This window comes from Yoonia sp., from assembly GCF_036007805.1.
Taxonomy (GTDB): Bacteria; Pseudomonadota; Alphaproteobacteria; order Rhodobacterales; family Rhodobacteraceae; genus Yoonia.
The window spans coordinates 1-1,772 of sequence record NZ_DASYOK010000140.1; the positions used below are offsets into that span (position 1 = coordinate 1).

Below are 1,772 nucleotides of genomic sequence, written 5' to 3' on the forward strand. Positions count from 1 at the left end.
CTGCTGCTGGTTCAGCGGCTTGGGCAGTGCTTTGATGTGGTGGTTCAGCGCATTGCAGCGCGCTTGCAGCTTGCGGCGATAATACGTCGCGTCGAATGCCCATGTGTCGCTGGGCGGCTTGGCGTCGCCATTTGACACCGCTTCGAGCTGGTCGCGGATCATGATGATTTCAGCGATAAGCTCTTGCTGATGCTGGGTAGCTTCCGTCCTGTTGTCGGGAAATGGGAAGCGAAAGTCTGTGAACGTCCAATCCTGCATGGCGTGTCCTTTGGTGTTTGTTTTTATGGGGCTATTGGGGCCAGCCCATTTGAGAGCGCGCGGCAAGCAACGCGCCCTCGATCCTGTCTTTGACCTGCTTGTGAGCCTTGGGATTGTCGGTCCCGCGTGGCTCGGAGCGCGCAACAATGCGGGACAGCAGATCGAAACCATCCCTGTCCATTTCGAAGGCTATCAAGTCGCCCTTGGGGATTGCTTTGAGGTGTTCGCGCATGGGTCACATGCCCAGTGCTGACTTATACAGGTCGAGGACGGCTTCCTCTTCGGCCAGATCGTTGGCGTCTCGCTTGCGGATCGCCACAATCTTGCGCAGTACCTTTGTGCAGTAGCCTCTGCCCTTGGCCTCGGCCATGACCTCTTTCTGGGCGTCTGCGATGTCCTTCTTTTCCGCTTCGAGCCGCTCGTAACGCTCGATGAACTGGCGCAACTCTTGCGCCGCAACACCCATCACGCGATCGGTCACTTCGGCGTCAGCTGCGGTTTGCTTCATCTTCGATGCGACTTCACCCATCTGCTCCAGCGTGAACGGTGCAGTCGTCTGGCCGTCTGGGCCTGTGAGTGTCATTGTGGGATTATCCATTTTGCCACCTATTCCATCGGAAGAGCGCGAGGGATCGCGCGCTTCTCACCGGCGTTCGCGGCTGGTGCCACACGGTCATAGTTGGGCACCATGAGCGTCAGGCCGGTTGCATCCGAAAACGCAATGTCCATCGGCTGTGATGGGCGCTTATCGTTGGGCAGAAGGTTCCAACGGTTCATCACGACGAACACAGACCCACGCGCGGACGCCTTCGCGGTGAAAGCACCCTCGTCGGCCTTGACCAGTTTGATGCGGCCACGATCCCCGTCACGCCCGATCATCACGTCTAGCCGCTTGCCTTCGAGGCTTCCGCCAAAGTGTTCTTCCTGGGCGGCCTTGGTGATCGAGATGCGCACTTTCTGCGACTTGGCCGTGAATCGCAGCGATATGCTGAATCCTGTGCCGTCGGGCTTAACCGCAACCGGCGATGCTGGTGTGAAAGTCATGGGTTTCCTTTCCAATGTTGGTTTGTGGGTCGATGCCGCGCGAACGTGGGCCTAGCGGTCCAAGTCACTGAACAGACGCGAAGCAATGCTTTCGAATTTGAGAAACTTGCGGAATGCCCGCTTTGCTCTGGCCTGATAAAACCGAGCGGCGATGTATTGAGGCACCCGCATCAGTCGCGTCCCTCAATCTGCTTGAAGACAATCTCACCGCCAGCGATTGCCAAGACGGCAAAGACATAGCGCAGGCTGGCGTCGTTATCTTCGCGCAGCCAGTTGCGAATCTGGCGAGGGCTTACTCCGAGAACAGCGGCAGCCTTGTTGGCCAGCTCATTCTCCGAACGCGACGGGAACGCCATCCACAACAGATTGCGGAACCACCGGCGCGCACCACCAGATATATCAACAGAATTGGAAAGACTTTTCCGGTCCCCCTGTATACTTTTGATACATGGTGAGTAACTTTCGATACA

The 1,772-nt window shown here is 57.4% G+C and carries 5 protein-coding genes; all 5 read right to left on the reverse strand.

Going from position 1 to position 1,772, the window contains the following annotated elements; genetic code table 11:
* On the reverse strand, positions 1-258 hold a 258-nt coding region (locus VGP75_RS08165), incomplete at its 3' end, for a hypothetical protein (protein WP_327543188.1).
* 31 nt (positions 259-289) lie between these two features.
* Positions 290-490 (reverse strand): hypothetical protein, encoded by a 201-nt coding sequence (locus tag VGP75_RS08170; RefSeq protein WP_327543189.1) that lies wholly within the window; start codon positions 488-490, stop codon positions 290-292.
* A 3-nt stretch (positions 491-493) separates the two neighbouring features.
* Complete coding sequence (locus tag VGP75_RS08175) at positions 494-766, reverse strand: DUF2312 domain-containing protein (protein WP_327543192.1); 273 nt, start codon at positions 764-766, stop codon at positions 494-496.
* A 98-nt stretch (positions 767-864) separates the two neighbouring features.
* Complete coding sequence (locus VGP75_RS08180; RefSeq protein WP_327543190.1) at positions 865-1,302, reverse strand: hypothetical protein; 438 nt, start codon at positions 1,300-1,302, stop codon at positions 865-867.
* Positions 1,303-1,472: 170 nt separating this feature from the next.
* A partial coding sequence (locus VGP75_RS08185; protein ID WP_327543191.1) for a hypothetical protein occupies positions 1,473-1,772 on the reverse strand: 300 nt, incomplete at its 5' end.

Excerpts from the sequence above, each read along its gene's own strand:
- VGP75_RS08170 (WP_327543189.1), bottom strand. The coding sequence starts at position 490 with ATGCGCGAACACCTCAAAGCAATCCCCAAGGGCGACTTGATAGCCTTC.
- VGP75_RS08175 (WP_327543192.1), bottom strand. The coding sequence starts at position 766 with ATGAAGCAAACCGCAGCTGACGCCGAAGTGACCGATCGCGTGATGGGT.
- VGP75_RS08180 (WP_327543190.1), bottom strand. The coding sequence starts at position 1,302 with ATGACTTTCACACCAGCATCGCCGGTTGCGGTTAAGCCCGACGGCACA.